Source organism: Oryzomonas sagensis, from assembly GCF_008802355.1.
GTDB classification, from domain to species: Bacteria; Desulfobacterota; Desulfuromonadia; order Geobacterales; family Pseudopelobacteraceae; genus Oryzomonas; species Oryzomonas sagensis.
In genome coordinates, this window is record NZ_VZRA01000002.1 from 24,775 (window position 1) to 50,232 (window position 25,458).

The following is a 25,458-nucleotide window of genomic DNA, read 5'->3' on the forward strand; positions in this document are numbered from 1 at the left end:
TCTATATGGAACTGACCGTTAGTTTGGATGACGCATTGGTAGCAAGCTTGACAAGGCGTGGGGCACCTCCTCAGGGCTATACCGTTGAGGAGGCTCTGCGGGACAATAACAAGCTCGTGGACCTCGCGTTGAACGAGATTAGGGGCTTTTTTACGAAGGGTGAAATCTGCCTCATTGCCGATGTCTGCAACGGCTATTGGTACACCGTGGACAATCCCAAGGTTCAGTTGTGTCTTGAGGTGAGTGACGCGATTGAGTTGGAAGCCCTCGACGAAAAGTGGGGCGTTGAGAAAGAGACGTTCTTGGGCAAGCTGACCTCCTTGTGTCACTTTCACGCTCACGTGGTCATTACAATGGTGCGTAGGTGCTGGGACATGTCGGCCAATAACAACCTGATTGACCTGCTGGAAGAGCATTTCCTGGTGAAAAGCTCTTAGAGCTAAGTTGTAGCAGTGAAGGACAAAAAAATAATAAAAAAACGGGGAGATGGAGCGCTCCCCGGCATGAAGGTGATGTTACAGGTGATTATCAACGGCTGCCGGAGCGTCCGGCAGCCGTTTCTTATTGCAATTGTATTAGTAGCGCCTTCTGGTACGGTCCCCCACGATGACCACGGGGACCGCATACCTTTCCCTACAGAAGGTCAGGACAAGGAGCGCCACCGCGCCGAAAGCGGACCCTAATGCAGCCTCGACCCAAGGTATTCCACCCTGGCGCTCGAAGAGCGCCTGTTGAATGACGCACGCAGCGAAGAAGACTGCCCACCATTTAAACAGCCACGTCACGATAGCCACAAACCAAGCGATAGCTCTGTCCATTTACACCTCCGCGAATGTTGGTACTGCAGGTTGTCCGATGAGAGGGCCTAGGGGAAGGAGGGGCCGAAGTCGAAATCATTGCAGGGGAAAAAAGTTCTAAGTTCGTCCACAACGGGGAGCCAAACAAAACCATGGCCGATTTCTTTGATGAAATCGGCCATTTGCTTCTGATATTCTATCCGGTTGAACGGCGTGTCCCAGCCCCCTACGGCCGTATCTCGACAACCGTATTGAGCGGCACCAGCTTGTAGATCTCCTCGATCTCCTCGTCGGTTACGGCGATGCACCCTTTCGTCCAATCCTTGTTTGCCTGAAGATCGCCAACCCACGAGAGGCCTGCCTTGATCCCGTGGATCATGATGTCTCCGCCGGGAGAAACGCCCAGTTCCTTTGCCCGCTTCTTGTCCCGCTCGTTTGGATAGGAGACATGGAGGGCTTGGTGGTACTGGCTGTTCTTGTTCTTCCCGTCGATGACGTAGGTCCCCTCGGGGGTTTTGTTGTCCCCCTGCCGCTCCTTGGGGCCATCCGGATTCCCCCCCAAGGCTATCCTGTAGGTTTTGAGCACCTCACCCGTTGAGATCAGCATCAGCCGCCGTTCTTTTTTTTCTATCACGATCCGGTCTACCGATCTCTTCCGGGTGGCGAAATCCAGAACATTCTGTTCGAGCGCTATTATCCTTTGGTGCAGCGTAGCTACTTCATTCTCCTTGCCTTTTGCCTCTTGATGGAGAACCCCGATTTGTGCCTGCTGCTCGGCAATCAATCGGTCCTTGAAAATAACATTGTTGATGGTAAAGACCATCATTTCGCTGTTTGGCCGGTAGTCACTCCCCGGATATCCCGTGATGAGCTTTTGGAAACAGTCCAGGGATTTCGCATAATCCTTGTGTTCGTTCTTGGGGTGGGAATAAATGACACCCATTTCAAACAGAACCCGGTCTCTCGCAGTGGGCTCTTTTTCCAGCATCTGCCCGTATTTGTCCAGGGATGCCTGGTACTTCCCCTGGCTGAAGAGATCATTGGCCTCTTCGAAGGCGGCCTTGTCGTGGAATCCTCCCTGCATGCCGCTGCATCCGACCATGAGCATCGGCGTCAGTACGATGCAGACAAGGAACAAGAAAAGGCGTCCATTCCTCTCCCCCTGTTTCCCGGCCCCAGATGCCGAAGACCGTCTGAAGCCATCAGACCGCATGATTTGGCAGGCTCTCGGTTGCCCCATCTTTTAACCCCCTGGCGGATACAACGGGACCAGCCTGTCCCGATGCGCATACATGGCGAATAATGAAGCGGCAGGGGGGGGAGACCCTGCCGCTTCATTATCCTAAGCAGTCATCTGGAGTCGACTCATTTCCTCATGGATCTCTGGAACACCGCGTCGGCTTTTTTTGCCTTCTCATCGGCGATCTTTTCCCGTGCCTCAGCCTCCTTGGTCGCTGCATCGGCGCGGGCTGCGGCGGCATCTGCATTTAACTTGGCCGCATCGGCCGCCGCCTTGGCAGCCTGCGCATCCCGCAACGCCTGATCAGCTTTCGCATCAATCAGTTTTTGCTGGGCCTGCATTTTCTCCAGGTCACCGGTCGTGGCACAACTCATCAACGTTATCGCGGGGAAAAACATCATTGCCACCAGTAAAATACCTTTTTTCATCTCTAATTACCTCCCTTTCGTTGGTTTGCCCTGCTGCAATGTGTGACTTCAAAACAGGGCCCTGCTCCATACACACGATTCACATCTTCCCGACCGGCTCAATCACGATACCGTCCATATCCAGATCAAGTTTCAGGCGTCTGGTCGCCTCCCTGGCCTCGCCGGCGGTGTTGAAGGGACCGGCGATAACACGGTAACTGTTGTTCTTCGGTATAACCTGCGCCGGGATCGGCGGCCCCTGGTGGTTGATAATGGCGGCCATTCTCCGGGCGTCGATCTCGTCATGCACATCGGCGGCCAGCACATACCACGCCGCCATGTTCAGCTCCGGCGGCTCCGGCTTGCCGTACAGTTTTGCCGGGTGTTCGACCTCCACCAGTTTGGGAATCCCGTCTTCGCTCCCTGGGCTTATTTCGAAGATGGGAACCGGAATCCCCCTGGCTTCGGCCTGTACCTTCCTGATCTTTTCCCAGTCGAGCGGGCGCGCCGACTTTTTTTCAATGGCTTTCAATTTTTCATAGATTCTCTGCAACTCTGCGGCGCCCGAGTCTTCCTGGGGCGTATGGGCTTCCAGGTACAGCACGCCATTGCGTTGGCCAAGGAGGTAGGGCTGATTGACAATGACGACCGGTGTAGAAACCGGGGTGTCGCTGAAGAGCGTCTTGATGTTTTCCGGGTAGAGCCTCATGCAGCCGTTGGTTGCCTTGAGGCCGATACTGGCCGGTTTATTGGTGCCGTGGATCAGATACCCCGATTTGCTGAGATAGAGCGCGTATTCTCCCAAGGGATTCTGCGGTCCCGGCGGGACTGCCGCAGGCAGGATGTCCCCTTTTTTTCTATGATCCGCGGCAATCGAAGCGGGCACATGCCAGGTCGGCCGGGCTGCCTTGCGCTCCACGCGCATGGGGCCTTGGGGGGTGGGTCGCTCTCTGGTCCCGACCCCGACCGGGTAGGTGGACACCACCGGCGACGTGCCATCCCCCTTATACTGAAAGAGCCTCATGGTGGCCAGGTTGACCACGATGCCTTTTCTCGGAGCGTTCGGCAGGATAAAGCTCAGGGGTAACATGGTACGCACACCGGCCTCGGGCGCCCAGACATCCACCCCCGGATTGGCGGCGCTGACGGCATTGAGCCCCACGCCGAAGTGTCGGGCGATATCCGGCAGCGTATCCCCCTTTTCCAGTCTGACGACCGCCAGCCGACCAACGACGTCGTCCCCTTTGGCGACCGGAAACCTGTTTCGTTCGATCTCCTTTTCCATGTGGTCCGGGGCAAGCCATGAGTCCTCCTGGGGAGCTTTTACCGCCGCACATCCCGGGAGAGCTACGATGAATAACCATAGAGCCATAAGGCGAAACCACTGGGGCAAGCGTGACGGGGCAACGATTCGGCGCATGGGTAATATGGTACCTTTCTCACTGGTCTATACGTTATGCCGACAACAGCTTCCCCTTGGGGGGGGAGGGCCGCAATGTCCGGGGCCGGGCACAAAAAAACCGGGGCCGGAAAAGAGGTGAATTTCGGCAACCCGGCTGTCTCAGTGAGACCCTGTAGGCTTTCCGCCCCATCCTCGCGGATGGTTGAGTATTATCGTGTACCACCAAGCAGGTGTATGTCGTTTTCCGCCATCGACGGGAACCGGCATACGACGACGCCCTATAAAGGTGCACCTCGTGTTGACGCGGCCTCCAGTGTCGTTTTGATGACAAAAAAACCGGGTTGCCGAATATCTCGTGATATTTCGGCAACCCGGCTGTCTCAGTAAGACCCTATAGGCTTTCCGCCCCATCCTTGCGAATGGTTAAGTATTATCGTCTATCTCTAAAATTTGGGCCTTTCTACCAGTTCCACGGGGCGTTGTCAATTTTATTCTAAAGATAAGGTTGATTTGACGCACCCGTCACAAGCGTCCGTGAATAAAATACCCTTGTATTTCGTAATGCGTCAGAAGGTTTCATGACAGGAGAGGGGGGTGGAAACAGGTGTTCAGATCTTGGGTGATTCTTCTTGCATGGGGGCATGGGGGACTCGAAATGGCAGGCGAAAAAGTTTTGCTGAGCGTAACGTTTGTGGAGCTATATTTTATTTAAAATAAAAGTGTCGACAGAATTGTCTTGAAATTACTTTTTTTGGGGTATAGTATTTCTTAGAAGAGAAAGGTGTCGACATTATGACCGCGTTAAGTAACGAAACGAGCTCGCTATCGGCCCCCCTGACCGATCGTATTTTTGATCTGCTGCAGGATTCGATAATCAAGGGAGAGATCCCCGCGGGGAGCAAAATTTCAGAACCGGAACTGGCCAAGGCGTATGGTGTCAGTCGCGGGACCTTACGCGAAGCTTTGAGCCGCCTTGAAGAACGGCACCTCATCGTTCGGTCGCCAAACCATGGGGCAAGGGTCATATCGCTTTCTTACGAGGAACTGATCGATACCTACCAGATCCGTGAAGTCCTGGGAGGGTTGGCGTGCAGTCTCGCCGCCCAAAACATGACTGGGGATGAAATCGGAGAGCTGCGAAGGCTTCTTGATGAGCATGAGAAGAGTATCGAGGAGGACCATGGGCTCTCCTATTATCAGAAAGAAGGAGAACTTGACTTCCATTACCGGATTTTGCAGGGGAGCCGCAACAAAAAGCTTCTCGTCATCCTCGATGGCGGCCTTTACCAGTTGATCCGCATGTACCGGTATCAGTTCAGCACGGCAAGTCCCCGGCCCTATCTGGCCTTGAAAGAGCATCGCCGCATTGTCGATGCAATCGAAGAGCGCGATTCCGAGCTTGCCGACCTCCTGATGCGTCGCCACATAAGAACCGCACGCATGAACGTCGAGGAACGGCACAAAAGTGCGATGACCAAGGATGCGGACAATGGCTGATCACGACTCCGCGGGGAATCTTTTCAGGCGGGCAATCACCTCGGAAAAACAAACACGCAAGCAGAAGATTGGGGCTTTCCGTCCACGCACCAGCGTAGTGATTTGCTTGAATTCAGCCACGGTTTATTAGTCGCTTTGTTGTATACACCAAAATAGAACAGGAGGCAGGGCATGTCTGAATACGGGACGTTGCAAGAACGGGTACGCTGTAGATCGCTGTTGGACCGGGTGATGAAACCGGAGGAAACCATTCAGTTTTTCAAGGATGGGATGAGTCTTGGCTGGTCCGGTTTCACCCCGGCGGGTTATCCCAAGGCGGTGCCGATCGCCCTTGCGGACCATGTGGAGAAGAACCATCTTCAGGGTAAAATGCGGTTTAGCATCTTCAGCGGCGCATCCGTCGGTGCGGAAACGGAGGACCGCTGGGCGACCCTCGATATGATTGACCGGCGCTGGCCCTACCAGACCGGCAAGAACATTGCGGCAGGCATCAACGAGGGGCGTATCCGGATGGGAGACAAACACCTCTCCCTGTTCGCCCAGGATCTCGGCTATGGGTTTTATACCAAGGATACGCAAAGCGGAAAGTTGGACCTGGCCATTATCGAGGTCTCCGCCATCACGGAAGATGGCGGGCTTGTGCCGACATCATCCGGCGGGGTTATCCCGGAAATCCTCATGGCGTGTGATCGCGTCATCGTCGAGGTCAATTTGGGGCAACCGTCCTTTGAGGGTATGCATGACAACATCGTCTGCAATAATCCACCGCACCGTCAGGTTCTCGCTATCACCAGGGCGGATTCAAGGATCGGCACCAGCTACGTCCCGTGTGATCCGGCCAAGATCATTGCGGTCGTGGAATCACGGTATCGCGACAACGGGCGCGCCTTTTCCGAACAGGACACCACATCCGAGGCGATAGCAAATCATATCATTGACTTCTTCACCCATGAAGTCAAGGCGGGGCGGCTGCCAAAGAACCTCCTGCCGCTCCAGTCCGGGGTCGGGTCCATCGCCAATGCGGTTATCGGCGGCTTGGCCAAGGGGCCGTTCACCAACCTCAGTGTCTACACCGAAGTGTTGCAGGACACCATGCTGGATCTGATCGACTCGGGCAAGCTGGATTGCGCTTCGTCCTGTTCGCTCTCCCTCTCCAAGGACGAAGGCTTCCCGCGCTTCTTTGCCAACATGGATAAATATTCCGGGAAGATCCTCCTGCGGCCGCTTGCGGTCTCCAACGCACCGGAACCGATCCGGCGCCTGGGGGTCATCGCCATGAATACCCCGGTGGAGATCGATATCTACGCCCACGCCAACTCCACCTTGGTCGGGGGGACCAGGATGATCAACGGGATCGGCGGTTCCGGCGATTTTCTGCGCAACGGGTTCCTGAAGATCATGCATACCCCGTCCAGCCGGCCATCGAAAATCGATCCGAACGGCATCACCTGCGTTGTGCCCCACTGCTCCCATATCGACCACACCGAACACGATCTTGACTGTGTGGTAACCGAGCAGGGACTGGCCGATGTGCGGGGGATGGCGCCGAAAGAGCGCGCGAAACGCATCATCGAAAAATGCGCCCATCCCGACTATAAGCCGATCCTCTCCGAGTACCTGGAGATTGCGACCAAAGATTGTATCGCACGGAAAGTCGGCCATGAGCCCCAGTTGTGGGATAGGGCCTTCAAGATGCAGCTGAATCTGGCCCAAAACGGCACCATGAAAATAAAGAACTGGGACGTGAAAATAGATTTGTGTGAATAGGATCGCGGCACGGATGGATGGTCAAGCAGGACTTCGCACAACAACGACAGAAAGGGAGACTCATCGATATGACCGCAAACACGCAAGATGCTGCCAACGTTGTCGCAATCAACGACACTACGGCAAATCCGGCCCCCCTCGGACTGCTCGGCTTCGGCATGACGACCATTCTGCTTAACCTGCACAATGCGGGACTGTTTCCCATGGATTCCATGATACTCAGCATGGGTATCTTCTACGGAGGCCTCGGCCAGATCATTGTCGGCATTATGGAATGGAAGAAAAACAATACCTTTGGTGCGACCGCATTTACCTCCTACGGCCTTTTCTGGCTGACCCTGGTGGCCCTGATCATCCTGCCCAAGACGGGAAGCGTACCGGCGCCTGGCGACTCGGCAATGACCGCCTACCTCGTGATGTGGGGCGCTTTTACCGGGGTGCTCTTTATCGGCACCTTTCGAATGAACAGGGCCATGCAGGTCGTGTTCGGTTCGTTGACGGTACTGTTTTTTCTCCTCGCAGCCGGAGATATGACCGGAAACCACATGATCAAATTCATTGCCGGCTGCGAAGGGATCTTCTGCGGCATATCTGCCGTGTACGCCGGACTGGCGCAGGTGATTAACGAGGTCTATGGCAGAACGGTCGCCCCCCTCGGACTGGTTCGGCAACCGGGCTAAAAACGCGGTTCGTCAGGCCCTTCTCCATGCTGCATGCCTAAGCCTTCTCGTGGTGTCATAACGAGAAGGCTTTCGCGTCATTGGGGGGGCAAGGGGATCGTTATCTGGTCATCCGGCTTGTTGCCGCGTGCTCCTCAGAGAAAGGGCATGCCATGAATACGCAGGAATTCCGCGACCGGTTTCCCGATGGGGAAAACGGCCGCCACGAGAGGAGCCCGGGGCGGCCGAACGGAATGCTAGTGGGACGATGCGGCCTTTTTAGGAGGAAGGGGGGGACAAACGATGACGGTACAGGTCATGCCGGCTGCGATTTGAACTCCCGCGGGAAGCGGATCGAGTCGAATCCGCACCGGTAGCCGCTGTGCCAGCCGCACCCAGTTGAAAACAGGATTGACGTCGGAGAGGAGTTCGCGGCTCGTGGGATTGTCATGGTCGGAGATACCGCGGGCCAGGCTCTCGATATGTCCTTTCAGAACCGGGGCGTTGCCCAGAAGACGGATGTCGACCTGATCCCCCTGGTGCAGCAGGTGAAGTTTCGTCTCCTCGAAATAGCCGTAGACCCAGAACGAATTCCTGTCGATAACGGCCAGCTTTGCCTCCCCCGCCGTCGCAAAGTCACCGGGGTGAACGCTCAGGTTCGTGATGTAGCCCTCCACCGGTGAGCGCACTTCAGTACGGTTGAGGTTCAGTTTTGCCGTTTCCGCCATCACCAGGGCCTCCTGATACAGCGCCGCGGCAGAATCGGCCTGAGACCTGGAATTTTCAAGGATTTCGGTGGAAACGACGACGTTTTCCAGGCCCTCGCGTCGCCGCGCTTCCTGCTGCCGCATCGACATATCCGCTTTCCGGGCCGCAAGAACGGCATTGGCCCTCTCCCATGCCAGCCGGTAGCGCTCCCGGTCAACGGTAAACAGGAGGTCCCCCTTGTGGACCAGCTGGTTGTCCTTGACGGCAACATGCACAACAATGCCGGACACGTCGGCCGCGACCCTGACCACGTCGGCACGAACCCTTCCGTCACGGGTCCAGGGGGAGTTCATGTATCTATTCCACAACGCTCTGCTGCACAGCACGGCTGCACCGAGAATGAGAATCGTGCACGCAAATTGAAACAACGGCCTAAGCTTCATGGGAAACCTCTTTAATTAAATTGTGTCGTAACGTACCGCGCCCTAGCGGAGGACCAACAGCCCGAACGCGCCGAAGATGCAGACGAAGACGCTGAGCCGGAACAGCGGTGGATGCCAGACGTGCCGATAGATTCCGCATCGCCCCATGATCCTGTCCAGTAAGGTATGGGAAACGACGCTCACCAGAAACGCCAGAAACAGGGTGGGCACAAGTGCGTCAAGCAGGGCAAATTCACGCGGCATGGGGGATCACTCCTAAAAGGTTGGCCGACGGACTGTCGGCCGTAACGGCAACAAGGACATCCTCGTCCAGCAGCGCAGTCCGGATGAGGTGCAGCGAAGCAAGCATACGATTCAGGACATTCCGGGGGCATGCGCATGCTGCTGCTGATTCGGTTTCGAGGCGGATGGTCTTGATGGCACTGGTCACGCGGTCAAGGGCGGCATCATGAAAGGTTGCAGTCGGCCGTCTGAAAAAGAGCGCCGTGGAGGACAACACGTCCTGCACGCTGTCGGCCAGCGGTTGAGGCATCCGGAGCGACCCGGCATCCTGGCGCAGGTGGATTACGGCCCGGCCGATTTCGACGACCGAGAACATCAGGGCCAGCAGTCTCCGGTCCTGCTCATCCGCTATTTTCTGCACGGCAGCCTGTTTATGCAGCAAATCACGGGTGCCGCTTTCGAAGCGATTCCTGAGACCGGCAAGGGGGGCAAAGCAGGCCATGATCACCTGATGGCGAATCTGGCGGGCCAAGCGCCGCTTGAGCCAGGAACCGGACACGGGTATCAGCGTGCGGTACAGGACCCCCGCCACCACTACCCCCACGAGAACGCCACAACCGTCATTGATAAAGTCCACCGGGTTGAATTGCATGGTATTGCTGGGGTTTGTCATCTGGATGAAAAAAACGGTGTAACCGAAGCCGATATCGACGAGGCCGGGGCGGGTGCGGAGATACAGTCCGACCATCAGAAAAGGAAGCATACTTGCGCAGAGGAGTGCAAATCCGTCCATGTCGGGCATGACAAGGAACTTGTACGCGAATGCGGCAACGAGGCCGGCCAGGTGGCCGATGAACATCCTGTTGGTGTTTCTCGATGGATCGGGGGCCGAGGCGAACAGGGCGCTGGCGATGGCGACAAAGGTGAGGGCGCTGGTGCCATAGGGCCATGCGGAAGCGATCCAGAACCACCCGATCACGATGATCCCGACAAAGGCCCTTCCCCCCGACAAGAGAGCGACTACCGGGTCGGTTCGAACGGAAAAGTCGATATCGTCCGGGGTATTCGGTTCATTTTCAGCGTTCGGCAGGGTGGCGTAGGTTTGGGTGTAAGCATGCAACTCCCGCAGGAAGCGATGCAGAAGTTCCACGGCTGTCGCAAAATCCAGCGCGGTTTGGGGGTCACCATCAGCCGTGATGTTTTTCCGCACTTCCTCGATGCGGCGTCCCAGCACTGCGCGGAAGGCGGCGATCCGTCGTGCGGCCTGATGCGCCGCATCGGCATTCGCCGGGATCTCACCTTTGGTAACGACCGTCTCGCCGAATGATTCCCACAGGCCGGTGAGAGCCAGACCCGCTGGGGTTGCGTTTTTCGTCAGCCTCTTCAAAAGGTGCTGGAATGAGCTGAAGGTGGTGGTTACCGCCATGAATTCACTGTTGAGCTTCCGCAGCCTGAGGTCGCGGCCCCGTACTTCCGGGTCTTCCAGGACCGCATTGCTGCGGATCGATTCGAGTGAGAGCACATTGCCGACCAGTCGGAGTCGCATACTGTCGAGCTCGGCCCGTCCGGCCGCGCCGGAGAGCGATGCCCGGATGAAAGCGATGAATTCCCTGTAGCGGTTCTGGACGTTGCTGGTAATGGCATCGGAAAGGCGCCGCGGGAAGACGACGTCGCTGACGACGCCGGCACACAGGATACCCAGGGTGATCTCGGTAAGCCGGGTGGAGGCGATGGAGAAGAATGCCGTGGGCTCCGGTATGGAGAATTGGCCCATCATGGCCGCCGAATACCCGGCCAGGACGCAGCCATAGGACCTGAAATTGCGGTAGAAAGCCGAGCCGGCGGTACAGAGCCCGACCCACACGGCCAGCCCGAGTACATAGAGCACCGGCTCCTGGGCAAACAGGCCCAAAAGCAGGAGGCCGACGAGAATGCCGGCAATCGTGGCGCCGATGCGATAGATGCTCTTCACCAGGACCAGGCCGGTTTGCTGCTGCATGACGATGACTGCGGTCATCATGGCCGTGCGCGGCTGATCGAGCCGCAGTTGCATGGATATCCACATCGCCAGGAATGCGGCCAGGATGATCTTGAACACGAAGATCCAATCCAAGCCGTCGGTCCTGCCCCAAAAGAGCAGTTCCCGCCATACCGTGCCGAACGGGGATTTTACGGTATCCGCCCCGCAAACGCTCATTGCCGCATCCCCTTCGCTGGCGGCGGCGTGACCGGTATCCCTCCTCCGATCGCTTGCATCAAGGCGGCGTATGCGTCGAGAAAGCGCGCCTCCACCTGCGCCTTGCGCTGGGCTTCGATCAGCGTCTGGTTCTGGGCATTGAGGACATTGAAGTAATCGGTCATCCCGGAACGGAAAGCCTGGAGCGCTATGTCGTAGGTGCGCTTTGCAAGATCATGGGCATTGTTCGACTCCCTGCGCTGCGTTTCCAGGGAGCGCAGGGTGACAATCTGATTGGCGACGTTTTCCAGGGCCCGGATCAGGGTGCTGTTGTACGATTCCACCGCGATGTCGTAATCGGCAGTTGAAACGGCAAGCTGGCTGCGGAGCCGCCCGCCCTCGAAGATCGGCAGTGAAATCGCCGGGCCGAAGCCTGCGATCAACGACCCCGGAGAGAGGAATTGGGCAAAGCTGAGGGACTGCCATCCGGCAAAAGCCGTCAGGTTGATGTTCGGGTAGAACGCCGCCTTGGCGACGTCGATCCCGTTACCGGCCGCCTCGACCATCCAGCATTGGGCTACCACGTCTGGCCGGCGTCCCAGCAGATCGGCGGGCAAGACGGCCGGCAGGCCGATCGGCACGTTGAGGGACAGGGATGGCCGGTGGATACTCTCCCCATCACCCGGCCCTTTGCCGGTAAGCGCACTCAACTGATTGCGCAACAACTCGATCGACTCGGAAATACGCTCGATCTCCGCCCGTGCCGCCGGCAACGGCGTTTCCGTCTGCCTCAGGTCGAGTTCCGTCGCGAGCCCCGCGGTCAGGCGCTTCCGGGTGATATCGAAGATGTTCTGGCGTTGGTGCAGCGTCGAGCGGGCGATGTCCAACAGAACATGCTGGAGCGACAGCTGCACGTAAACCCGTACCACCGCTGTCTGGAGGGCCAGGCGGGTCTCCTGGGCCTCGGCCGTTGCCACCTGGACGTAATCCAGGGATGCCGCAAGCGCTTTGCGGTTTTTCCCCCACAGGTCGAGTTCGTAGAAAAGATCGAGTGTCGCCCGATTGTTCCATGACCAGTTGCCGGCATAGGGCGCCGGAATGAATTGATGCTCCGTGAACTGCTCCCGGGTGAAGGCGGCGTCGGCCTGGAGGGAGGGGAACTGTGCCGATCCCGCAATCCCGCTCAGTGCCTGCGTTTTTGCAACGCGGGCCTGCGCCATGCGTATGCTCGGATTCCCGGAGGTCGCCTCCTCGACCAGACGGTCAAGCTGCGGATCGGCATACGCCTTCCACCATTGCTGCGATGGCCACGGGATCGGCTGTTTTGCGGCCGATTTCAGCGTGCTGCCTGCATTCAGCTGATTGGGATCGAGCATGTGCGAACGCGGTGCGGTATTGGGAGCATTGTGAGGCAAGCTGGCACAGCCGCCGATGACAAGCACCAGTGCCGCTTTCAAACAACTAACTGCGTTAATTTTGTTTCGAGGGGAAAACAGACTGATCTCCTAAGGGTTTTGACGGCCGATACATCTTTGGAATGTAAACCGCGCGGTTTTGGGAACGATTCATGGGAATGGCTGTGGCCGGCTGATGTCAAGAACGGTTGGCCGGCCACATGCTCTGCGTATCTGCATGGGCTGTCGTACACTGAAATACGGGGGGCTGATGCGGCATGATATTGGTGGTGCCGCTACAAAAAGTGCATACGGCAACCGCCATTACTTCATACGTTGTGCGGCAGTCCCGCTTAAGCGGCGTATGCCGGCAAGCAGCGGGGCAGCTTCAGCTTTAGGGCTGGTACAACATTCCAGCATGTGTGCCTCGGTTATAGGCTGAAGCCAAAATCATGCCAAAATATAAATTGCAATAATTTTAAGATGATATATTGTTATGCCATTGCTAAACAGTAATATGCTGCTAATATTATTGCAATATGTTGCTAATAGTATAATAATTGCAAAATATTGCGTTAAATTGCGCGGCCGCACACCAGCAAGCCGGAAAGAGAGGCCACATGGCTAACCGGGACGATTTCTTTAGAGAGGTTACGATCAGGATCTGCAGCAGCCTCGATATAAAAACAGCGCTCAGGAATGCCTTCGACTATCTGAAGCTTTACTTCCCCCTGGACACCCTCAGCCTGACCATTCACGATGTCAATATCTCATCCATCAGGAGAATCGCCAACGTCGCGGCGGACAATGTGGATCTTCCGGATGAGATCATTGCCATTCCCAAGAAACTTTGGAAACAGGTACAAGCGTGGAAGCCCACGGTTCCTACCATTATAAGCTCTGATCGCGACGATTTTTTCCGCATATTGGCACCATTCATCAAGCTTGAGGGGAATTCAAAGATTCTCGTGCCGCTCCTGATCGAGGGAAAATCACTGGGGTCGCTGATATTATGCGCGCGTGGCGAGGGAAGATATAACGCCAAACATGTAGGGCTCCTGGCGACGGTCGCCACCCCCTTTGCCATCGCCCTGGCCAATGCCTTGTCGTACGAAAAGCTTTTGAAATATCGGGATCGCCTTATCGACGACAACCACTTTCTGAACAAGGAACTCTCCACACGAGCCGGCGGCCAAATAATCGGAGAGGATTCGGGGTTGAAAAACGTCCTGGATATGGTCCAGCACGTGGCGCCGCTCAACAACACAGTATTGCTTCTGGGGGAAACGGGGACCGGCAAGGAAGTGATCGCCAACGCAATTCATTTTGCCTCGCCGCGCAAAAACGGACCATTCATCAAGGTCAACTGCGGGGCGATCCCGGGGAGCCTTATCGACAGCGAACTGTTCGGCCACGAAAAGGGGGCATTTACCGGAGCGGTCGATGAAAGGCGCGGACGCTTCGAACGCGCCGACGGCGGGACCATCTTTCTGGATGAAATCGCGGAATTGCCGCCCCCTGCCCAAGTGCGCCTGCTTCGCGTCCTCCAGAATCGCGAAATCGAACGGGTCGGGGGCAACAAATCAATCCCCGTCGATATCCGCGTGATCGCCGCAACCCACCGCAACCTGGGAAACATGGTTTCGGAAAACAGATTCAGGGAGGATCTCTGGTTCAGGCTGAATGTCTTTCCCATTATCATACCGCCGCTCCGGCAGCGCAAAGAAGACATTCCGCTCCTGGCGCGCTATTTTGTGCGGGCAAAGGCCATGGAATTGGGTTTTGCCCTCATGCCCGCCATTGCCCCGGGAGCTATGGCGCGCCTGGTGAATTACGATTGGCCCGGCAACGTCCGCGAATTGGAAAACCTGATGGAGCGCGAGGTGATACTGCACCAGGGAGGGCAATTGATGTTCGATACGCTGCTGCCGGGGGGAAGAAAAAGCGAAAACGCGGTCCCCAAAGAGGTAAGCAACTCCCCCGCCCCCTTGAGGCTTGACGAAGCGATGGCCTTGCACCTCAGTGATGTCATGCGAGTGGCCAATGGCAGGATTCATGGACCTGGCGGTGCGGCTGAATTGCTTGGTATCAATCCGAGCACCTTGCGGTGGCGGCTGGATAAGCTCGGCATAAGGCACGGCCGCTCTAAAAAAGTATCTGAGCCGTTACCATGATAGGTCGTCTCAGGGGCAACCCCGCCATTCGCCGGAACATCGGGGTATTGGCTTTCCTCTTTTTCTTTTCATCCCCCTCCTGATGTCCTTCGCCCACGCGGCGGGGCGGGAGGCCCGGTTGGGGCCGCCACCGCGCTGCCGAACCGGGGCTCTGGTTCCTTCTCTTGCCATATCTGCTCCGGTGTGATATCAAGTACGTTACTTTTGGTAATTACAGTTAACGGTGTTAATGATGGGGCTGAAGGAACGGCGCATACAACACAAGGAACAGTTCCGGGCGGAGATCCTGGCCGCAGCGCGGGAACTCTTTTCCCAGGAGGGGTACTCCCAGTTCTCCATGCGCAAGCTGGCCGCCCGGATCGAGCATTCCCCGACCACGATCTACCTCTATTTCCGCGACAAGGACGATCTGCTCTTTTATATCTGTGAAGAACTCTATGCCGCTTTTCTCAAAGCTGTGGTCGAAATCAGGCAGGCCGAGCCCGACCCGGGCCAAGCGCTCCGCCTCATCCTCCATCAGTACATTCGGTTCGGCGTCTCCCATCCCGAGCAATACAAAACGGTATTCTTCACCAGCCCGGTCGTCTATGGCTCGCCGGACAGCTTTATGACCAGGGACACGGTCGCCTTACGCTCGTACCGGGCTTTTCTCGACCTCATCAGCGAGTGCATCCAGTGCGGTGTCCTGCGGAAAAACGACTGCAATACGCTCGCGATGGTGTTCTGGAGCGCTATGCACGGCTTGGTGACCAGCATCATCTTCACCAGGGACTTCCCCATGCCCGATACCGCGCTCATGGCCGACATCCTGATAGACGGGCTCTTGAAAGGGCACGCCGCATAATTTTTTGCCCATCTGGTTAACGCAGTTAATTACGGATAGCTGTGTTATTCAACGGAGAAACAGACATGATGCATAGCAAAACGAAAACGAAACTGAATGTCATAGAGGGGGGCAGGGGAGCCAAACAGGCGGAGGCGGGAGTATCCGCAAACACCTTCCTGCATGTCGAGTCGGTCTTGGAAAAGGCCGCGCACCAGCTCGCCGCATTGCAAAACGACGACGGGCACTGGGTGTTCGAACTGGAAGCGGATGTCACCATCCCCTCGGAATACATCATGCTGCAGCGGTTTCTCGGCCGCAGCGTCGACGAAAAAACCGCTTCCCGCCTCTCCTCCTATCTCCTCGACCGGCAACTGCCGGACGGCAGCTGGCCCTTGTACGCCGTGGACGGCAATGCCAACATCAGCGCTTCGGTAAAAGCCTACTTTGCCCTCAAACTGCTCGGCCATGACAAAAATGCGCCGTACATGGTAAAGGCGCGGCAGATCATCCTCTCCCTCGGCGGCGCGGCGCGGTGCAACGTCTTCACCAGGATCACCCTGGCGCTCTTCGGCCAGGTCCCCTGGCATACGCCACCCGCCATGCCGATAGAGATCATGCTGCTCCCGCGCTGGTTCTTTTTCCATCTCAGCAAAATATCCTACTGGTCGAGAACGGTTATCGTGCCGCTGTTGATCCTCTACGCGAAACAGCCGGTCTGTGCGCTGCGCCATGACGAGGGGATAACCGAACTGTTTACCACGCCTCCCGATATGCTGGGCAACCTGGATCACTTCCGGCACCGGGCCTGGCGAAAGAATGTCTTTATCATCCTCGACCGCGTTCTCAAGCGCACGATGCACTACATCCCGAAAAGGATCAGCGCCCACGCCCTGCGCCAGGCCGAACAATGGACCCGCGAGCGCATGCAGGGGGAGGGGGGCATCGGGGCCATCTACCCGGCCATGGCCAACGCCGTGATGGCGTTGAAAACCCTCGGCTGCCGGGAGGACGATCCCGACTATGTGCGGGGGCTAGCGGCTCTCGACGATCTGCTGATTCATCGGACGCCTGCTCCCGACGCTGTTCCAAGCCTCCAGAGCCCCTTCGGGGGAGGGATCGACCGCTCTTCGGCGGCCCCCGACCTCCTGCCGTCGCGGCATGCAGCGACAGCCCGGGATGACCATTTCAGTCTCTGCCAGCCGTGCAACTCCCCGGTATGGGATACCTGCCTGAGCCTGTCGGCCCTGGTGGAAGCGGGTATACCGGGAAACCTGTTCTCCGCGGACGAGGCCATGAAGTGGCTTTTCGACCGCCAGATCAGCACGCCGGGCGACTGGTCGGGCAAGTGCCCCGGCCTGGCGTGCGGCGGTTGGGCGTTCCAGTACGAAAACACCCTGTATCCCGATGTTGACGACACCTCCAAGGTTCTGATGGGGCTGTTCCGGGCCGGAGCGCTGGAGCGGGAGGAATACCGGGAAAAGATCGCCAAGGCGGTCAGGTGGGTCATTGGGATGCAGAATTCCGACGGCGGCTGGGGGGCCTTCGATGTCGACAACGACTACCTGTATCTGAACGATATCCCCTTTGCCGACCATGGCGCCTTGCTCGACCCCAGCACCTCCGACCTCACCGGGCGCTGTATCGAAATGCTGGGGATGCTCGGTTACGGCCCGGATTTCCCGCCGATAGCCAGGGGGCTCGCCTATCTGGAAGAGGAGCAGGAGGCGTTTGGCGGCTGGTTCGGCCGGTGGGGGGTCAACTATCTCTACGGCACCTGGTCCGTGCTCTCCGGTCTGCATGAGGTGGGAGAGGATATGCAGAAGCCGTATGTCAGGAAGGCGGTGGAATGGCTCGTGGGGTGCCAGAACGGGGATGGCGGCTGGGGAGAGACCTGCGCCAGTTACGATGACCCGTCATTGGCCGGCAGCGGCGCCAGCACCCCGTCCCAGACCGCCTGGGCGCTCCTGGCGCTCATGGCTGCCGGCGAAACGGACCGCCCGGAGGTCCAGCGGGGCATGCAGTACCTGGTCGATCGCTACCACAACGGCTGGGAGGAACGGCATTTTACCGGGACCGGCTTCCCACGGGTCTTCTATCTGCGCTACCACGGCTACCGGCTCTTCTTCCCCGTGTGGGCCCTGGGGGCGTACCTGCGGCGCCGGAGAGGGGCGACCACGGTACAGGACGCGGTGCGCAGAAAATATATGGGGGGAGTTTCCTGGCTCAAGCTGCAGTAACCCGGAACAGAGGCAGAAGAAGGCCCAGGACTTTTTTGACACGGCAAAGAATCTGGAGAAGGCCCTGTCCTGGGGCGTGCCATACGAGACTGATGCTTTCTCAGCCCCTGGATGCCCCCGGATGGCTGCAAACTCGAACGTTAGCTCGTTCAGGCCTGTTCCCCGCGAAGGTTCGGGCCTTTCTTTTATTGCCTGCCGGAACGCACGTAAGGTTGGCGACCGGATTCAGGGCCGTGGTGGAACCCCTAACGCTGTTGCCGGAACCACGCAAGCAGGGCCTCAACGCTCTGCGCCCCGGCGAGCCGGGCGACGACCCTGCCGTTGCGAAGCAGCACGACGTCCGGTATGCCCCGCACGCCGAACCGTCCCGCCAGGGCCGGATTCTGCTGGGTATCGACCTGGCAGACGGCCGCCTTTCCCGCCAATCTCTCCGCTGCCGTTCGCACCGCCGGTGCGAATGAGACGCAGTGCGGTCACCATGGTGCCCAGAACTCCACCAGTACCGGCCCCGGGTAGTTCTGCACGAAGGCGTCGAAGGAGTGCTCCGTGAGCTGCTGCGGGTGGTGGTACAACGGCGGGAGGGTGGCGCGGCAGGTGCCGCAACGTCCCTGTTTCCCCTCCTTGTCGGCGGGGATTCTGTTGGCTGCGCCGCAGGATGTGCAGGTGACGATATAGTCGGACATCGTACGTTCTCCTCGAGCCATTATTTTCGCCCAAACCCGGTCCTGCGGTCAAGGGGGGCACGCAAAAAATCCGGCCCAGGGCCTGTTCGCGCCGGAAGTGGCCGGGGGGGAGCGCCATTTGGGGCGCGGCCCATGTTTGCCCTTGCAACGATCCCGGAGGTGTTGCAAAATAGTCAGCCGACTTTTCAGCCGAAGGAGAGAGGTCGGCTTGCATGGTAACAGCCGATGGACGTAAACTTGCGAACAGGGAGCAGAGATGGCGGCTAGCAAAAAGAGTGCGCTCATGGTGGAGCTGGTGGTGTCGGCCGGGCTTGTGTGCTGTCTTGCCGCCTGCATGGGCGACCTCGTCTACCGGCCGGAAAAGAAGATCGCACCGGTCGCCCCCACGGTCGCGAAGTTGCACCCCCACCTGCCGCCCATGCCGGATATGGCGGCCAACAACGCCACCCCGGCGGGGATCGATACCAGCGGCAGCGGCGTGCGTGACGATGTGCAGATCTGGATCTATACAAACTATACGACGAATGTGAAGCGCACTGTTCTCATGACCATGGCCAAGACCCTTCAGGATGTGATGGCCGCCCCGCCAAAGACGGCTGAAGAGGCGAAAAACCTGGATCAGTCCTTCAGGGATGCGGCCATGATGCTCAAGATCGTTCGGGGCCTCACGCGGCGCGAGGCCGACGAGATGGATCGGCTCCTCTATACGCAGACGGTCAATACGCCGGAACGCCTGAAGGTCTATCTGCAGTACAATTTGCTGCTGGGTGGCGGTACGGCCAAGCACTGAAAGTGGATCGGCCCGTCGGATTTCACACAAGACCCCCGCCAGGCACGGCGGGGGTCTTGTGATTCGGGGCGGTTGTTTTTAGTTGAAAAAGTATCTCGCGCCAAAGGTCGTGGAGATGCTCATGGGGTCGATATTGCCGACTTTATTGCCCTGGTAGTTGATATCGGCGTTGGGCGCCAGGATTGCCTTGAGCTGGGCGGTCAGGGCCACCTGTTTGGTCACGAAATAGTCGACGCCGCCGCTGATATGGACGCCCAGGCTGGTGTCAACGTCGGTTCTGGTCCCGTCGGAGTAGGTGAAGTCGTTGACCAGGATATCCAGGCCGGCGCCCACATAGGGGGTCAGCCGGGGGACCGCGACGTCAAAACGGTATTGGGCGCCCAAGGAGAAGTTGTTGGTTTCGGCGTTGCCGCTCTCGCCGTAGCCGTGGACATCGTAGTCGGTGTGGGTGATATCGAATTCCGCCGCGATGTTTTTGGTTATGCCGTAGATGAACCCGCCGCCGCCGACGAAAGCGGTATCCGTACTGGCGCTACGTCCCGATAGCTCGCTGTCGGCAGGGACCAGAAAGCCGAGTCTGCCGGTGACGCCGAGCCTTCCCCTGATATCGTCCGCCATGGCGGGGTTGGCGGCAAAAAACAGCGACAAGGCCAAACAACAGGAATAGATGGTCTTCTTCATAATGTTCTCCTTTGGGGATAGTGTTTGTTCACCCCCCCATCGTGTCACGGGTGGGATGAAATGAAAAAACCGGGCTGCCGAATATCTATGATATTTCGGCAACCCGGCTGTCTCGGTGAGACCCTGTAGGCTTTCCGCCCCATTCTCGCGAATGGTTGAGTAGTATCGGTTATCACATGCGCTTGTTTTCAGCGGCGACTATTTATGCACATGAGGCGCCGAATGTCAATGGCCGGGGCGCGTTCTTTTTTGTCCCTCTTTTGGCGAATCTTTGTTTATAATGGTATTCTTATTAGTAACGGGTTGGATTACTGAGAAAAAGGGAGACGCGCAATGAAAACAATATTCTTCGGACTCCTTCTCCTGTTCTCCGCCGCTTCGGCCTTCGCTGCGCCGACGGACGTGATCGGTCATGTACAGACCATGAAAGGGTCCGCGTCTTTTCTGCGGGGCACCCTTACGCAACCTGCCGTAATCGGGGGGGGGGTACATCGGGGCGACGTGGTCAGAACCGCAAAGGACGGCTCTTTGGGTATTGTCTTGGCGGATGACACGACGCTTTCCCTGGGCCCCAACAGCGAACTCGCCATAAAGGAGTACGTTTTCGACCCCAAGGACGGTAAATTCACGTTCCTGGCGCGGATGGCCAAGGGGACCTTTGTCTATCTCTCCGGGCTCATGGCGAAGCTGGCCCCGCACGCCATTCGGCTGGAAATCCCCGAGGCGACCATTGCCGTGCGGGGGACCAGGCTGCTGATCGAGGTTCAGGAGTAGTGCCGCGCAACGATGGCCATACCGGGCCGACGACAGTCATCCTGTCGGGCGTGCTGATGGTGGCGCTCCTGGCTTTGGCAGGCGGCTGCGCCTCCCGGCGGGCGGTCGTTCTGATGCCCGACCCGGACGGACATGTGGGCAAGGCGGAGGTGAGCACCGAAGGGGGGAAGCAACTGCTGGGAAAGGCCCATGAGATGACCATCGTCTCCGGCCGCTCAAATGCCCCCTCTCCCCCGGCACCGGCCGACCCTTCCTATATTGCCGCGACCTTTGCCGAGGCATTGGCGGTCGAACCGCTCCCGTCGGAAAAATTCATCCTCTTTTTCGAAACGGGCAAGACCTGCCTGATGGCCGAGTCCCAGGCCGTCATCCCCACCATCCTTACCGCCATCAAGCGGCGCAACGCCATCAACATCAGCATCAGCGGGCATACCGACGCGGTCGGCTCGGTCCCGTTCAACGACAGGCTTGCCTACGAACGTGCCCAGGCGATCAGGGACCTGCTGGTACGGAAGGGGGTCGATCCGCAGCGCCTGACCGTATCCTCCCATGGCAAGGGCAACCCTCGAATCCCAACGCCCGACGGAGTTGCTGAACCCCGGAACCGGCGCGTTGAGGTTATCGTGCGCTAGGCGTAGCCGGTATGTTCCCTGCCGCCGCCCCCTCCCGCACCACCCCCCAACGCCTCCTGCCGCTCCGGGGAGGGCGTCCCGTGCTGATTGCCGCGGGCCTTGCCCTTACGCTCTGCGCCGGATTGCTTCTCATCTTCTCGCCGCTGTTCATACAGGAGACGGAACTGCGCCTCTACGATCTCATGCTCGCCGGACGGGCCGCTCCCCAGAAAAGCGGCGTTCCGGTGATCGTGGGGATCGATGAGGAGAGCCTCAAGGCCTACGGGCAGTGGCCCTGGCCCCGTTACCGCCTGGCCCGCCTCGTGGAGCGGCTTGGGGCGTTGGGGGCGAAGGTCGTCGTGCTCGACTTCCTGATGCCGGAGCCGGACCGTACCTCTCCCGATGTCATCATGGCGGAACGGCGGCGCGACCTTGGGCCGTCCCCATCCCCACCCCCGGCCGCCGTCACGGACGTCAACTCCCAGCGCCTGGCCAAGGCCCTGGCGGGAGGGCCTACCATCCTCGGATACTATCTGGACCTTGCCACGGCAGTGAGGGCGGGAGCCGGAGGCGCTCCCCGCCTGCCCGCCGGCATGGTCGTGGCGGCCATGCCCGGAGCCGGTGCCCGGTGGCCGACGCCCACCGGGATGATCAGGGGGATTGGGACGCTGACCGCCGCAGCCGGGGCCGAGGGGTTCACCAATGCCCAACACGACCTGGACGGGGTCCTCAGGCGGGTTCCCCTGCTGATGCACTACGAAGGTGCCTATTACCCCTCCCTGGCCCTGGGGGCCGTCCTGCTCGCATCCCAAGAACGCCGTCTCCGCATCGACCGCGACGCGTCCGAGACCGTGCTTAGCTGGGGAGAGCGCCGTATCCCCCTGGACCGCCTGGGTGACGCCTTGATCGACTTCCGTACCCGGGATTCCTTCCCCTATTTTTCGGCACGGGCGATTCTGGACGGTCACCCGGCGGCCGGGAGCCTGCGGGGAAAGATCGTCCTGATCGGCGCCTGGGCCAAAGGGCTGGGCGATGTCCATCAAGTCCCGTCCGGGCAGGAACTCCACGGGGTCGAGGCCCATGCCGCCGTTATCGACACGATCCTGTCCGGCACGTTCATCGCCCAGCCCACATGGGCGCGAGGCGCCGGGCTGTTTGCCGTCCTCCTGCTGGGGGGGCTGAGCACCTGGCTGCTCAGCCGCCCCGGATACGTGCTGTCGCTTCTGGCCGTTATGGGGATGAGCGGCGGGTGCTACTGGGGGGCGCGGGCGCTTTTGCTGTCCCGGGAAGGACTGTTCATTCCGCCGCTCATCCCCATGGCGACGCCTCTTCTCGTGATGACGGCCTTGAGTCTCATGAAATACGGGATCGAGGCCCGCAAGGTGCAGCAGCGCAACCGCGACCTGATGCAGGCCCAGGATACGATCATCGTCAGCATGTCGACCCTCACCGCGGCCCGGGACAAGGAATCGGGACAGCACATCCTGCGGACGCAGCGCTACGTGGAGGTTCTTGCCCGGCAACTGGCCACGCTTCCCGGCTATGCCGCCCTGGACGAAGCGAATATAAAACTCCTCGCGAAATCCGCGCCGCTCCACGATATCGGCAAGGTCGGCATCCCGGACCACATCCTGTGCAAACCGGGTGCGCTGACCCCCGAAGAGTACGACATCATGAAGACCCACACGCTCATCGGCGCCCAGGCCCTGTCCAAAACCATGGGCGGGACCGAGCACCCGGAGAAGCTGGCCTTCCTCAATTACGCGCTCCAGATGGCCGCATCGCACCACGAAAAATGGGACGGCAGCGGTTATCCCCTCGGATTGAGCGGCACGGATATCCCCCTGGCCGGCCGGCTGATGGCCCTGGCGGATGTGTACGACGCCCTAGTCAGCAGGCGCGTCTACAAACGTGATTTCTCCCATGAAGAGGCTAAGGAGTGGATTCTGGCGAGGTCGGGCAGCCACTTCGATCCCGAGGTGGTCGGGGCGTTCGTGGCCCAAAGCGGGGAGTTCATCCGTATTGCCCGGGAGCTTGCCGACGAGGAGTGAGGGACGCTCCGCCAAGGCCCCAAGAGGCACTAGCGTATCGTAATTTTCAAGACACGTCAGGAGACGCGGCATGACACAACAAACCGCCGGTAGGGTGGCGCTGGTGACGGGGGGCGGTCAGGGGATCGGCAAGGGGATCGCCAAGCGGTTGCTGGAAGAGGGGATGGCGGTGGTCATCGCCGACAGGGACACGGAGGCGGCCCAGGAAACGGCCGGAGAGTTCGGCCCCCTGGGAGACGTGCATGCCGTGACGCTGGACGTGGCCGACGAAGCGGCGGTGGCAGGGGCGCTGGCCCAGACGCTCTCCCGTTTCGGCCGCCTGGACGCCCTCATCAACAATGCGGGCCACGGCAGTTCGCCTCCCGGCCCGGTAGAACTGCTGGAACTCTCGGAGTGGAACCGGGTCCTGGGGACCAACCTCACCGGAGCGTTTCTCTGCACCAAGCACGCGGTGCCGGCCCTGCGGAGCGCCGGGGGGGCCATCGTCAACATCGCCTCGACCCGGGCCCTCCAGTCCGAAGCCGATACGGAGGCCTACTCCGCCAGCAAAGGGGGGCTGGTGGCCCTTACCCACGCCCTGGCCGTCAGCCTGGGGCCGCACATCCGGGTCAACTGCGTCAGCCCCGGCTGGATCGCCGTGGACGACTGGAAAAAAAGCGGCAGGCGCACGGCGCCGGAACTGCGTCCGGAGGATCACGGCCAACATCCGGCGGGGCGCGTCGGGCGGCCCGAGGATATCGCCGGGATGGTGGCCTACCTGGTCTCGCCCCAGGCCGGGTTCGTCACCGGCCAGAATTTTATCGTGGATGGCGGGATGACCCGCAAGATGATCTACGTTCCCTAGGAACGAGGCGCAGGGACGCCTCCGGCGCCGCGTCAGCCGGTCGAGCCGCCCTCCATGCGCTATCTTACTGAAACAGCGGGGCCTGTTCCCGTTGGATCATGATATCCCGCAGCCGCTCTTCCCCGATTCTGCGGGTGTCCTTCTGGCGCTGCTGTTCCAGGATCACTTCCTGCCGGTAGCGTTCCTGACTGAACTGCCGCCGTTGCTGCTGCCGCACCAACTCCTGCACGGCATCCTCCTGCCGTAGCCTGGCCTGGTGCGTCGGCTGGAGCAGCTCTTCCAGATCCGGTTGCTGCTGTGCCTGCTGCCGGGCTGCCCGCAGATTCAACTGAACCAGGTCGTTGTTGTCCAGGGCATACGCTCCGCTTGAAGACGCGAGCAGCGCCACTACCAACGCCATCCTCAGCATATCAACCCCCTCTCGTCGCACATGATACTCCATCCCGCCGTGTCCACACTATAGCAGATTGCGGTCATGGCGGCCATTGTTCTTTGCGTCGATGTTCGCCGTCTCCCATGACCGTGGTGCGGCCGCATCCCGCCGTGGAAAGGTGGTATAACCAATTTATTGTCCTTGTCCGAATTTTATGAGAAACTGAAGCCATGTGTGGTTGAACCGGTGTGAATGTGCGGCGCGAAAGGGCCCATCTTATGCGCGAAAAGAGATCATCCCGCCGGATCGTTTTTGTGGCCAATGGGGTGTTGCAGTACCAAAGCCAGCGTTTCCCCTGTTATGTTGAAAATATTTCCCTGCACGGGGCGCTGGTCAGTTCGGACGACGCTGCCTGTGATGTGGTCCGCCAGGGAGAACGGTGCGTGCTGACGCTGCAGCAGGGCGACGGTCTCCCCCCGCTCGATGTGGCAGCCCAGATCATCCACTACGGGTTTGGCCTGGTCGGCCTGAAATTTGGCGAACCGGATGCCGCCCTGGAAACCGCCCTGACGGCCATTGTGGGGCGGGCGGTTCAGGAAGAGGTGGCGGGCGGCAAGGATTCCTCCCGCCTGTACACCCGCCTGGGGATCAATACGGACCGGGGCCGCTGGAGATAACGACGTGACCTTGGGAGACATACTA

General features: G+C 59.2%; 23 protein-coding genes and 3 riboswitches. Of the genes, 13 read left to right on the plus strand and 10 right to left on the minus strand.

Annotated elements, in window-relative coordinates; all coding sequences use genetic code 11:
* Positions 1–5 precede the first annotated feature (5 nt).
* Entirely contained in the window at positions 6–437 is a 432-nt protein-coding gene (locus F6V30_RS08010) for a hypothetical protein (protein ID WP_151156472.1), read from the plus strand.
* A 586-nt stretch (positions 438–1,023) separates the two neighbouring features.
* Here F6V30_RS08010 and F6V30_RS08020 read toward each other — a convergent pair.
* From F6V30_RS08020 to F6V30_RS08030, 3 genes are all read right to left on the minus strand, one after another.
* Entirely contained in the window at positions 1,024–1,935 is a 912-nt protein-coding gene (locus tag F6V30_RS08020) for a L,D-transpeptidase family protein (protein ID WP_246163360.1), read from the minus strand.
* 227 nt (positions 1,936–2,162) lie between these two features.
* Entirely contained in the window at positions 2,163–2,465 is a 303-nt protein-coding gene (locus tag F6V30_RS08025) for an Lpp/OprI family alanine-zipper lipoprotein (protein ID WP_151156475.1), read from the minus strand.
* A 79-nt stretch (positions 2,466–2,544) separates the two neighbouring features.
* Entirely contained in the window at positions 2,545–3,864 is a 1,320-nt protein-coding gene (locus F6V30_RS08030; RefSeq protein WP_151156476.1) for a L,D-transpeptidase family protein, read from the minus strand.
* Positions 3,865–3,987: 123 nt separating this feature from the next.
* Positions 3,988–4,064: riboswitch (cyclic di-GMP riboswitch) on the minus strand.
* A gap of 144 nt (positions 4,065–4,208) precedes the next feature.
* A riboswitch (cyclic di-GMP riboswitch) is annotated at positions 4,209–4,285 on the minus strand.
* 353 nt (positions 4,286–4,638) lie between these two features.
* Here F6V30_RS08030 and F6V30_RS08035 point away from each other — a divergent pair.
* From F6V30_RS08035 to F6V30_RS08045, 3 genes are all read left to right on the plus strand, one after another.
* Positions 4,639–5,343: a GntR family transcriptional regulator gene (locus tag F6V30_RS08035; RefSeq protein ID WP_151156477.1), complete on the plus strand. Its 705-nt coding sequence runs from the start codon at positions 4,639–4,641 to the stop codon at positions 5,341–5,343.
* A gap of 171 nt (positions 5,344–5,514) precedes the next feature.
* On the plus strand, positions 5,515–7,110 hold the full coding sequence (locus F6V30_RS08040) for an acetyl-CoA hydrolase/transferase C-terminal domain-containing protein (protein ID WP_151156478.1): 1,596 nt from the start codon (positions 5,515–5,517) through the stop codon (positions 7,108–7,110).
* 68 nt (positions 7,111–7,178) lie between these two features.
* Positions 7,179–7,790, plus strand: a complete 612-nt coding sequence (locus tag F6V30_RS08045) for an acetate uptake transporter (RefSeq protein WP_151156479.1) — start codon at positions 7,179–7,181, stop codon at positions 7,788–7,790.
* A gap of 236 nt (positions 7,791–8,026) precedes the next feature.
* Here F6V30_RS08045 and F6V30_RS08050 read toward each other — a convergent pair whose 3' ends face one another.
* The 4 genes from F6V30_RS08050 to F6V30_RS08065 form a co-directional block, all read right to left on the minus strand.
* A complete protein-coding gene (locus F6V30_RS08050; protein ID WP_246163362.1) occupies positions 8,027–8,830 on the minus strand; it encodes an efflux RND transporter periplasmic adaptor subunit in 804 nt (267 codons plus the stop codon).
* Between the two features lie 132 nt (positions 8,831–8,962).
* Entirely contained in the window at positions 8,963–9,163 is a 201-nt protein-coding gene (locus tag F6V30_RS08055; protein ID WP_151156481.1) for a DUF1656 domain-containing protein, read from the minus strand.
* Positions 9,153–11,339 carry an FUSC family protein gene (locus F6V30_RS08060; RefSeq protein ID WP_151156482.1) on the minus strand — a complete coding sequence of 729 codons (2,187 nt, stop codon included), beginning with the start codon at positions 11,337–11,339 and terminating at the stop codon, positions 9,153–9,155. Before F6V30_RS08060 ends, F6V30_RS08055 begins: the two co-directional genes overlap by 11 nt.
* Positions 11,336–12,760 carry an efflux transporter outer membrane subunit gene (locus F6V30_RS08065; RefSeq protein ID WP_246163429.1) on the minus strand — a complete coding sequence of 475 codons (1,425 nt, stop codon included), beginning with the start codon at positions 12,758–12,760 and terminating at the stop codon, positions 11,336–11,338. Before F6V30_RS08065 ends, F6V30_RS08060 begins: the two co-directional genes overlap by 4 nt.
* Before the next feature lie 572 nt (positions 12,761–13,332).
* On the opposite strand from F6V30_RS08065, the gene F6V30_RS08070 reads away from it, so the two are divergent.
* The 3 genes from F6V30_RS08070 (at position 13,333) to shc (ending at position 17,949) form a co-directional block, all read left to right on the plus strand.
* Positions 13,333–14,886, plus strand: coding sequence for a sigma 54-interacting transcriptional regulator (locus tag F6V30_RS08070; RefSeq protein WP_151156484.1), 1,554 nt, complete (start codon positions 13,333–13,335; stop codon positions 14,884–14,886).
* A gap of 229 nt (positions 14,887–15,115) precedes the next feature.
* Positions 15,116–15,730 carry a TetR/AcrR family transcriptional regulator gene (locus tag F6V30_RS08075; RefSeq protein WP_246163364.1) on the plus strand — a complete coding sequence of 205 codons (615 nt, stop codon included), beginning with the start codon at positions 15,116–15,118 and terminating at the stop codon, positions 15,728–15,730.
* Between the two features lie 65 nt (positions 15,731–15,795).
* Entirely contained in the window at positions 15,796–17,949 is a 2,154-nt protein-coding gene (gene shc / locus F6V30_RS08080; RefSeq protein WP_275938135.1) for a squalene--hopene cyclase, read from the plus strand.
* A gap of 245 nt (positions 17,950–18,194) precedes the next feature.
* Here shc and F6V30_RS08085 read toward each other — a convergent pair whose 3' ends face one another.
* The gene (locus F6V30_RS08085) at positions 18,195–18,632 is read right to left on the minus strand and encodes a thioredoxin family protein (RefSeq protein WP_191965619.1); all 438 of its coding nucleotides are present in this window, start codon (positions 18,630–18,632) and stop codon (positions 18,195–18,197) included.
* A 256-nt stretch (positions 18,633–18,888) separates the two neighbouring features.
* Here F6V30_RS08085 and F6V30_RS08090 point away from each other — a divergent pair, with 256 nt between their 5' ends.
* Positions 18,889–19,422 (plus strand): hypothetical protein, encoded by a 534-nt coding sequence (locus F6V30_RS08090; RefSeq protein WP_151156486.1) that lies wholly within the window; start codon positions 18,889–18,891, stop codon positions 19,420–19,422.
* A 78-nt stretch (positions 19,423–19,500) separates the two neighbouring features.
* On the opposite strand, the gene F6V30_RS08095 is transcribed toward F6V30_RS08090, so the two are convergent.
* Complete coding sequence (locus F6V30_RS08095) at positions 19,501–20,103, minus strand: porin family protein (protein ID WP_151156487.1); 603 nt, start codon at positions 20,101–20,103, stop codon at positions 19,501–19,503.
* Between the two features lie 94 nt (positions 20,104–20,197).
* A riboswitch (cyclic di-GMP riboswitch) is annotated at positions 20,198–20,274 on the minus strand.
* Between the two features lie 162 nt (positions 20,275–20,436).
* Here F6V30_RS08095 and F6V30_RS08100 point away from each other — a divergent pair.
* From F6V30_RS08100 to F6V30_RS08115, 4 genes are all read left to right on the plus strand, one after another.
* Entirely contained in the window at positions 20,437–20,877 is a 441-nt protein-coding gene (locus tag F6V30_RS08100; protein WP_151156488.1) for a FecR family protein, read from the plus strand.
* Positions 20,877–21,509 (plus strand): OmpA family protein, encoded by a 633-nt coding sequence (locus F6V30_RS08105; protein WP_151156489.1) that lies wholly within the window; start codon positions 20,877–20,879, stop codon positions 21,507–21,509. Before F6V30_RS08100 ends, F6V30_RS08105 begins: the two co-directional genes overlap by 1 nt.
* A gap of 11 nt (positions 21,510–21,520) precedes the next feature.
* The gene (locus tag F6V30_RS08110; protein WP_151156490.1) at positions 21,521–23,539 is read left to right on the plus strand and encodes a CHASE2 domain-containing protein; all 2,019 of its coding nucleotides are present in this window, start codon (positions 21,521–21,523) and stop codon (positions 23,537–23,539) included.
* A 70-nt stretch (positions 23,540–23,609) separates the two neighbouring features.
* Entirely contained in the window at positions 23,610–24,383 is a 774-nt protein-coding gene (locus F6V30_RS08115; protein ID WP_151156491.1) for a glucose 1-dehydrogenase, read from the plus strand.
* 64 nt (positions 24,384–24,447) lie between these two features.
* On the opposite strand, the gene F6V30_RS08120 is transcribed toward F6V30_RS08115, so the two are convergent.
* The gene (locus tag F6V30_RS08120) at positions 24,448–24,792 is read right to left on the minus strand and encodes a hypothetical protein (RefSeq protein ID WP_151156492.1); all 345 of its coding nucleotides are present in this window, start codon (positions 24,790–24,792) and stop codon (positions 24,448–24,450) included.
* A 242-nt stretch (positions 24,793–25,034) separates the two neighbouring features.
* Between F6V30_RS08120 and F6V30_RS08125 the strand changes: the two genes are divergently transcribed.
* On the plus strand, positions 25,035–25,433 hold the full coding sequence (locus tag F6V30_RS08125) for a PilZ domain-containing protein (RefSeq protein ID WP_151156493.1): 399 nt from the start codon (positions 25,035–25,037) through the stop codon (positions 25,431–25,433).
* Positions 25,434–25,458 lie beyond the last annotated feature (25 nt).